At 70.5% G+C, this 7,228-nt stretch carries 7 protein-coding genes and 1 tRNA gene; 3 read left to right on the top strand and 5 right to left on the bottom strand.

Going from position 1 to position 7,228, the window contains the following annotated elements:
- Positions 1–970, top strand: a 970-nt coding sequence (locus QM582_RS15020; RefSeq protein ID WP_415085720.1) for a DMT family transporter, incomplete at its 5' end; no start/stop codon positions are given.
- Here QM582_RS15020 and QM582_RS15015 read toward each other — a convergent pair.
- From QM582_RS15015 to QM582_RS15005, 3 genes are all read right to left on the bottom strand, one after another.
- Positions 939–1,247, bottom strand: a complete 309-nt coding sequence (locus QM582_RS15015; protein WP_415085718.1) for a hypothetical protein — start codon at positions 1,245–1,247, stop codon at positions 939–941. The two genes, QM582_RS15020 and QM582_RS15015, sit on opposite strands and share 32 nt — an antisense overlap.
- Complete coding sequence (locus QM582_RS15010; protein ID WP_415085717.1) at positions 1,244–1,894, bottom strand: GntR family transcriptional regulator; 651 nt, start codon at positions 1,892–1,894, stop codon at positions 1,244–1,246. The genes QM582_RS15015 and QM582_RS15010 overlap by 4 nt, the downstream gene beginning before the upstream one ends.
- Before the next feature lie 71 nt (positions 1,895–1,965).
- A tRNA-Leu gene (locus QM582_RS15005) sits at positions 1,966–2,048 on the bottom strand.
- A gap of 104 nt (positions 2,049–2,152) precedes the next feature.
- Between QM582_RS15005 and QM582_RS15000 the strand changes: the two genes are divergently transcribed.
- A complete protein-coding gene (locus QM582_RS15000) occupies positions 2,153–2,770 on the top strand; it encodes an ANTAR domain-containing response regulator (protein ID WP_415085716.1) in 618 nt (205 codons plus the stop codon).
- Positions 2,771–3,250: 480 nt separating this feature from the next.
- On the opposite strand, the gene QM582_RS14995 is transcribed toward QM582_RS15000, so the two are convergent.
- Together QM582_RS14995 and QM582_RS14990 are read right to left on the bottom strand one after the other, a co-directional pair.
- The gene (locus QM582_RS14995) at positions 3,251–4,012 is read right to left on the bottom strand and encodes a putative protein N(5)-glutamine methyltransferase (protein WP_415085715.1); all 762 of its coding nucleotides are present in this window, start codon (positions 4,010–4,012) and stop codon (positions 3,251–3,253) included.
- Entirely contained in the window at positions 4,009–4,413 is a 405-nt protein-coding gene (locus QM582_RS14990) for a PaaI family thioesterase (RefSeq protein WP_415085713.1), read from the bottom strand. Before QM582_RS14990 ends, QM582_RS14995 begins: the two co-directional genes overlap by 4 nt.
- Before the next feature lie 90 nt (positions 4,414–4,503).
- On the opposite strand from QM582_RS14990, the gene polA reads away from it, so the two are divergent.
- Positions 4,504–7,185: a DNA polymerase I gene (gene polA / locus QM582_RS14985; protein WP_415085711.1), complete on the top strand. Its 2,682-nt coding sequence runs from the start codon at positions 4,504–4,506 to the stop codon at positions 7,183–7,185.
- Positions 7,186–7,228 lie beyond the last annotated feature (43 nt).

Below are 7,228 nucleotides of genomic sequence, written 5' to 3'. Positions count from 1 at the left end.
CGTGGCGCGGGTCGATCACCCGCGCCACGTCGCCGCGTCCGGCCCGGTCACCCCGGGCCGGATCGCGCTCTACACGTTGATGACCACGGTGTGGGGCTCGAGCTTCTTCTTCACCGCGCTGGCGCTGGACGCCTTCACGCCGTTCCAGATCGTCTTCATCCGGATGCTGCTGGCCACCGTGATCCTGGCCGTGGTGGTGGCCGTGATCCGGCCGCGGTGGCCGCGGACGGCCGCGCTGTGGCGGCACTTCGTGCTGCTCGGGCTGATCAGCATCGCGCTGCCCTACACGCTGCTGACCTGGGCCCAGGTCTGGGTCGACTCCTCGACGGCGATCGTGCTGTCCAGCACGACGCCGATCTTCGTCTTCCTGATCGCCACCCTCGGGCTGCGCACCGAGGTCTTCGGCGTAGGTCGGCTGGTGGCGGTCGGCATCGCGTTCGCCGGGGTGGTGGTGCTCACCCTGGGCAGCTCCGGCGGCTCGGGCAATCTGTTCTGGTCGGTGGTCATCGTGGTCACCTCGGCCAATTACGCCGCGGCGAACGTCTACACCAAGCGCTTCGTCTCCATGGTGCATCCGCTGCTGACCGCGCTGCTGCAGCTGGGCTTCGGCACCGTGTGGCTGCTGCCGGTGCTGCTGATCAGCGGCGACTGGCGGCTGCCGGCCCACGTCGGCCCGGGTTCGCTGCTGGCGGTGCTGGAGCTGGGCACCCTGGGGTCGGCCTTCGGCTACGTGCTGTTCTTCTACTTCATCGCCACCTGGGGCTCGACGATCACCAGCCTGAACACCTATCTGCAGCCGCTGGTCGGGATCTCGCTGGGCGTGCTGGTGCTGGGCGAGCGACCCGGCTGGCAGTCCTGGCTGGGCATCGGGATCGTGCTGGCCGGGGTGGTCTGGTTCGGTGTCTCGACGCTGCGCGCGGCCCCGGGCCGGCGTCCGCTCAGACGATTCGTGGACCGAGCCGCACGCTGAGCTGGTCGGCGTCCGCGCCGTCGGTGACGTCGAGCACCGGCCAGAGCGCCGCGTCGACGGCGTGGCCGGCGCTGGTCCGATAGCTCGGCACCGACAGCACCAGGCTCTCCTCGGCCGTCGCGAGCAACTCCGCGTCCACTTCGACGCCGTCGCTGAACGCCAGCCGGACGGCCCCGGGGCCCAGCGGCAGGTCGACCCCCTCGCGGGGCAGGCTCAGCCGGACGCCGCGGAACAGGTGGCTGTAGGCGGCGGTGAGCGGCACCGGCACCCCGGTCACCGCGGATCCAGCCGCAATGCCCGGGTGATGATGTCGGCGGTCCGCCCGACGTGCGTCCGGGCGATCGCGGCCGCCGCCTCGCCGTCACCGGCGGCCAGGGCGGCGTGCAGTGCGCGGTGCTCTTCGTTGACCAGGCTGATGTCCGCCTCGGTGAACACGATCGGAGCGTTGAAGTTCCAGTAGTTGATCATCGTGCTGCGGGCGGCGTCGGCCAGCACGTGGTTCTTGGCGGACTGAGTGATCAAGGCGTGGAACTCGTCGTTCAGCTGGTTCACCTCGGCCCGGGCGGCGGTGTGCTCCATCCGGTCCATCAGGTCGAGCAACTCCTCCAGCGTCTCGGGGGTGATCCGGCCGGCGGCCAGCCGGGCCGCGGACGCCTCGAGCTCGACCCGTGCCTCGAGCAGCTCGACGATCTCGTGCGGGGCGTGGTCGCGGACCACCCAGCCCTTGTGCTGGACGACCAGGCCCTCCTGTTTGAGCCGGAGCAGCGCCTCGCGGACCGGCGTCCGGCTGACGTTGAGCTGGGTCGACAACTCCTGCTCGACCAGGCGATGGTTCGGGCGGTACTCCGCGCTCAGGATCGCGTTGCGGAGATGCTCGTGCACGGCGTCGGCCGCGATCGGGGGGGTCGATCGTTCGTGGGCCACCGGGTCTCCTTCGATGAGGTATACCGGGCAGCGTACAACGCGGGATCGGGGCTCGCGACCGTCGGATCCGGTGCCGAGGAGGGGAGTCGAACCCCTATGCCCTTGCGGGCAGACGGGTTTGAGCCGTCCGCGTATGCCATTCCGCCACCCCGGCTGGAGCCCTACGATCATGCCACATTCTCACCGGTGTTGCTGGCGGAGTAAGGTGCTACCTGTGCCGACCGGCCTCCCCATATTCACGACAGAAGAGTGCAGACAATGACGTCCGATGACGCATCCACCGCAGATCGCGCCCGTGTTCTCGTCGCCGAAGATGAGGCGCTGATCCGTCTCGACCTGGTCGAACTGCTCACCGCCGAGGGCTACGAGGTGATCGGCGAGGCCGGCGACGGCGAGCAGGCACTGGCCATGGCCCGCGAGCTGGAGCCGGATCTGGTCGTGATGGACGTCAAGATGCCGAAGATGGACGGCATCTCGGCAGCCTCGGTGATCGCCGAGGAGCGGATCGCGCCGGTGGTGATGCTGACCGCGTTCTCGCAGCGCGAGCTGGTCGAGCGGGCCCGTGAGGCCGGTGCGATGGCCTACGTGGTGAAGCCCTTCGACGCCTCCGACGTGGTGCCCGCGATCGAGGTCGCGATGGCCCGGCACGCCGAGCTCAAGGCGCTCGAGGACGAGATCGACGATCTCCAGGAGCGGTTCGAGTCCCGCAAGCTGGTCGAGCAGGCCAAGGGCCTGCTGATGGAGGGGCTGGGGCTGACCGAGCCGGAGGCCTTCCGCTGGATCCAGAAGACCGCGATGGACCTGCGCAAGTCGATGCGCGAGGTCGCCGAAGGCGTGATCGGCCACACCAAGACCGGCAAGCAGCCCAAGCGCTGAACCCCGCTGCCCGCTGAACCCGGCTCCGTCGGTGACCCGGCGTGGCCGGCTGTCGGCGGGCAGACCGCTGTCGGAGGGGTCTGCTGTAACGAGATTGAAACCTTGTCGTGCGCTGACTGGAATCTTCGTGTGCAAGACGGTATACTGAGATGTATTCAACCGCAAGGAGTGAGGAAAAGTGAACAGCGCAGAGGCATACGATTCCCTTCGGGATGGGCGCTTCTATCAGAACATCAAGGGCGCGATCTGGCACGTGGTTGCCGGTGACGTCGATCATGGGTCGAGCGCGCGAGGCGGTGACCCTCGGGTCCTGCGGCGACTGATCGCCGCCAGGTTCGACGGTCCGGGCGCCTGAGCGTTCGCTCAGTCAACTGACATCGAGACTGCGCCGGTCCTGCCGCATCGTCGGCGGGGCCGGCGCAGTGGCATGTCCGGACGCGGTGGCGACCGGGGCCGTGCCCGGCTCAGTCGGCGTCGGGCTCAGCCGGCGTCGGGCGCGGTGCCGATCAGCGCGGTGGCGTCCAGTTCCTCGTCGGTGTGCACGGTGGCCGGCAGCCCGGCGCGTCCGAACACGGTGACGGCGGGGCCGACCTGGGCGTCCGACACCTCGATCAGCAGCCGCCCGCCGGGAGCCAGCCAGTCGCGGGCCGCCGCGGCGATCCGGCGGTGCACGTCCAGGCCGTCGCCGCCGCCGTCCAGGGTGTGCCGGGGCTCGTGATCGCGGGCCTCGGACGGCATCAGCGCGATCGAATCCGACGGCACGTAGGGCGCGTTGGCGAGCACCGCCCGTACCCGGCCACGCAGTCGTTCCGGCAGGGCGTCCCAGAGATCGCCCTGCCAGACCGCGGCACCGGGCAGGTTCCGGCGGGCGCAGGCCACGGCGTCCGGGTCGAGGTCGGCGGCATGCAGCTCGATTCCGGGCACCCGGGTGCGCAGCGCCAGTCCCAGTGCGCCGCTGCCGCAGCACAGGTCGACCACCACGTCGCCGGACCGGACGCCGTCCGCGGCCAGCCGGACCAGCAGTTCGGAACGCCGCCGGGGCACGAACACCCCGGGCGCCAGGGCCACCCGCAGGCCGTCGAAGCCGGCCCAGCCCAGCACCTGCTCCAGCGGCTCGCCGGCCAGTCGGCGGTCCAGCAGCGGCTGCAGCGGACCCGGGGCGTCCCGCAGCAGTTCGGCCTCCTGTTCGGCGAACACGCAGCCGGCGGCGCGCAGCGTCGCGACCAGTTCGTCCGGCGTCATGCGGTGCGCGGCCGGACCAGGGCGCAGGTCACCCGGGCGGTGCACATCCGCTGACCGGCGTCGTCGGTGAGCACCACTTCCCAGGTGCCCAGCCGGCCGCCGATATGCAGGGCGGTGGCCTCGCCGTTCACCCAGCCCGAGGTGCCCGGCCGGTGATGGGTGGCGTTGATGTCGACGCCGAAGGCGCGGCCCTGCGGACCCACCTCGGCGTAGGCCGACAGCGAGGCGAGGGTCTCGGCGAGCACGCAGGAGGCGCCGCCGTGCCACAACCCGAACGGCTGGGTGTTGCCCTCGACCGGCATCCGGCCGCGGCTGCGTTGCGGGCTCAGCTCCAGCAATTCGATGCCCATCTTGTCGTCCAGGGCGCTGCGGATGCCCTCGGCCCACTCCGGCAGACTCATGGCGCCTACGATTCCACATCGCTGCCGCGGCGTCCTGCCGGCGTCCTGCGGCGTCCGCTTTTGTCGGCGGCCTCCGCTACCCTCGCTGGGGTGAGCGACTCCCCAGGCACCCTGCTGTTGATCGACGGCCATTCGGTGGCCTACCGGGCGTTCTTCGCGCTGCCGGTGGAGAACTTCTCGACCAGCACCGGGCAGCACACCAACGCCGTCTACGGCTTCACCTCGATGCTGATCAACGTGCTGCGCGACGAGCAGCCCACCCACCTGGCGGTGGCCTTCGACGTCTCCCGGCAGACCTTCCGCAGCAACCTGTACAGCGAGTACAAGGCGAATCGCTCCAAGTCGCCGGCCGAGTTCACCGGTCAGGTGGCGCTGATCAAAGAGGTGCTGGACGCGCTCAACGTCACCCACGTCGAACTGGACGGCTTCGAGGCCGACGACATCATCGCCACCCTGGCCCGGCAGGGCGAGGCGCAGGGGCTGAAGGTGCTGATCTGCACCGGCGACCGCGACACCCTGCAGCTGGTCACCCCCGACGTCACCGTGCTGTACCCGCGCAAGGGCGTCTCCGACCTGATCCGGATGACCCCCGAGACGGTGCTGGAACGCTATTTCGTGCCGCCCGCGCAGTACCCGGAGCTGGCGGCGCTGGTGGGCGAGACGTCCGACAACCTGCCCGGCGTGCCCGGGGTGGGGCCGAAGACCGCCGCCAAGTGGATCGCCGCCTACGAGGGGCTGGAGAACATCGTCCGCCGGGCCGCCGAGATCCCCGGCAAGGCCGGCGAATCGCTGCGCGCGCACCTCGACGACGTGGTCCGCAACCGCGAGGTGAACGCCCTGGTCGGCGACCTGGAACTGCCGGTCGTGGTCGGCGACCTGGAGCGCCGCGACTGGAATCGCGAGGCGGTGCACACGGTCTTCGACGGGCTGGAGTTCCGGGTGCTGCGCGACCGGCTGATGGAGACCCTGCCGGCCGAGCAGGCCGGGCCGTCCGGCGGCTTCGAGGTGGTCGGCGACGTGCTCGAGCCGGGCGCCCTGGCCGACTGGCTGGCCGAGCACGGGCGCGGCGAACTGACCGGCCTCGACGTCACCGGCCGGTGGCGCTCCGGTGCCGGCGACCTGACCGGCCTGGCGCTGGCCGCCGCCGACGGTGCCGCCTGCTGGCTGGACGTCACCGAACTGGTCCCCGACGACGAGAACGCCCTGGCGGCCTGGCTGGCCGACCCGAGCGCGGCCAAGGCGCTGCACGACGCCAAGGGTCCGCTGCTGGCGATCTGGTCGCGGGGTTGGGAGCTGAACGGGCTGGCCAATGACACCCAGCTGGCGGCTTACCTGCTGCGCCCCGATCAGCGGGTCTACGACCTGGGCGACTTGACCGCCCGGCACCTGAAGCGCGAACTGAGCGCGGAAGGGGCGGCTGCGGCCGCGTCCGACCAGCTCACCCTGGACTTTGACGACCCCGACCAGGGCCAGGATTCGATGATCCGGGCCCGGGCCGTGATCGACCTGGCCCAGGCGCTGGAGCAGGAACTGGGCGAGCGCGGCGAGGGCTCGCTGCTGGCCGACGTCGAGCTGCCGCTGCTGCGCACCCTGGCCGGCATGGAGCGCGACGGCATCGCCGTCGACGCCGACTACCTCGACACCCTGCACGGCGACTTCGACAACGCCGTCCGGACCGCCGAGGCGGACGCCTTCGCGGTGCTCGGCCGGCCGATCAACCTGGGCTCGCCGAAGCAGCTGCAGGAGGTGCTCTTCGACGAGCTCGGCATGCCGAAGACGCGGCGCACCAAGACCGGCTGGACCACCGACGCCGAGTCGCTGGAGTCGCTGTTCGCCAAGACCGAGCACCCGTTCCTGGCGCACCTGCTGCGGCACCGCGACCAGATCCGGCTGCGGCAGACGGTGGAGGGGCTGCAGAAGTCGATCGTCGACGACGGCCGGGTGCACACCACGTACATCCAGACCATCGCCGCCACCGGGCGGCTGAGCTCGACCGACCCGAACCTGCAGAACATCCCGATCCGCACCGAGGAGGGCCGGCGGATCCGGCAGGCGTTCGTGGTGGGTGCCGGCTATGAGAGCCTGATGACCGCCGACTACAGCCAGATCGAGATGCGGATCATGGCGCACGCCTCTGGCGACGCCGGGCTGATCGAGGCGTTCCGCTCCGGTGAGGACTTCCACACCGTGATGGCGGCCCGAGTCTTCGGGGTTGCGCCCGACGACGTCGACACCGGGATGCGGGCCCGGATCAAGGCGATGAACTACGGGCTGGCCTACGGGCTGAGTGCCTACGGTCTGTCCCAGCAGCTGAAGATCGCCGTCTCCGAGGCGAAGGGCCTGATGGAGGAGTACTTCGAGCGGTTCGGCAACGTCCGCGACTATCTGCGCGACATCGTCCGGACGGCCGGCAAGACCGGCTACACCGAGACCCTGCTGGGACGTCGTCGCTACCTGCCCGACCTGACCTCGTCCAACCGGCAGCGTCGGGAGATGGCCGAGCGGATGGCGCTGAACGCCCCGATCCAGGGCTCGGCCGCCGACATCATCAAGGTGGCCATGCTCGACGTCGAGTCGGCGCTGGTCGACCAGGGCCTGTCCTCCCGGATGCTGCTGCAGGTGCACGACGAACTGGTCTTCGAGATCGCCCCCGGTGAAGCCGAGGCGATGGAGGTCCTGGTCCGCGACAAGATGGGCCACGCCGTCGACCTGACCGTCCCGCTCGAGGTCTCGGTCGGCACCGGACGTTCCTGGCACGAAGCCGCGCACTGAGACCCGCCGGAGAGCCCGCCGAGACCCTCGGCGGGCTCTCCGG

Origin of the sequence: Micropruina sp. (assembly GCF_047607385.1) — a bacterium.
Lineage (GTDB): Bacteria > Actinomycetota > Actinomycetes > Propionibacteriales > Propionibacteriaceae > Micropruina.
The sequence above is the reverse complement of the archived record's forward strand: the minus strand, read 5'-3'. Positions and strand labels throughout refer to the sequence as shown.